We start from the raw sequence: 798 nt of genomic DNA, 5'->3' as shown, positions 1-798 counted from the left end.
CGCCGTCGCGATCAACAGCACGAGCGGCGTCGTCAGCGTGGCGCAGTACGCTTCGTTGAAGCACCCGGGCACCGCCAACCCAGATGATTCGGTGTCGATCACCGACGGCGCGTTGCTGGCGGTGGTGACGGTCACCGACGGCGACGGCGACACCGCGACCAACTCGACCGGTATCGGCGATGCCGTGCAGTTCCAGGACGACGGCCCGACGGCGGGCATCGTCCAGGGCGCTCCGACGGTGGCGCATGACGAGACCACGGGCATCCAGGCAGATGCCGATGACACCACTGCGGCAGGGGTTGTCGCCCTGTTCGCGGGCGTCGGCAATGTCAGCTCCGATCTGAGCCCGACCGGCTACGCACAGGACCCAGGCGCGGTGGTGAGTTCCACCGGAAGCTCGTTCGGCGCCGACCAGGAAGGCGGCACGACGGCATTCTCGCTGGCGGTGTCCGCCGCAGGCGTGGATTCCGGCCTCGACACGACCGCCGGCACCAGCATCTTCCTGTTCAAGGAAGGCGACCTGGTGGTCGGCCGCATCGGCGGGGCCGCTGGGGCGGCAGCATTCGCCGTCGCGATCAACAGCACGAGCGGCGTCGTCAGCGTGGCGCAGTACGCTTCGTTGAAGCACCCGGGCACCGCCAACCCAGATGATTCGGTGTCGATCACCGACGGCGCGTTGCTGGCGGTGGTGACGGTCACCGACGGCGACGGCGACACCGCGACCAACTCGACCGGTATCGGCGATGCCGTGCAGTTCCAGGACGACGGCCCGACGGCGGGCATCGTCCAGGGCGCTCC

At 69.2% G+C, this 798-nt stretch carries 1 protein-coding gene; it reads left to right on the top strand.

Features of this window, described 5'->3' with window-relative positions; genetic code table 11:
- Positions 1-37: 37 nt before the first annotated feature.
- Positions 38-798 (top strand): DUF5801 repeats-in-toxin domain-containing protein (locus tag AC1D10_RS35560; protein ID WP_477279987.1); only part of this gene is annotated, 761 nt, incomplete at its 3' end.

This window comes from Mesorhizobium sp. P2_A8 (assembly GCF_056404935.1).
The sequence above is the reverse complement of the archived record's forward strand: the minus strand, read 5'-3'. Positions and strand labels throughout refer to the sequence as shown.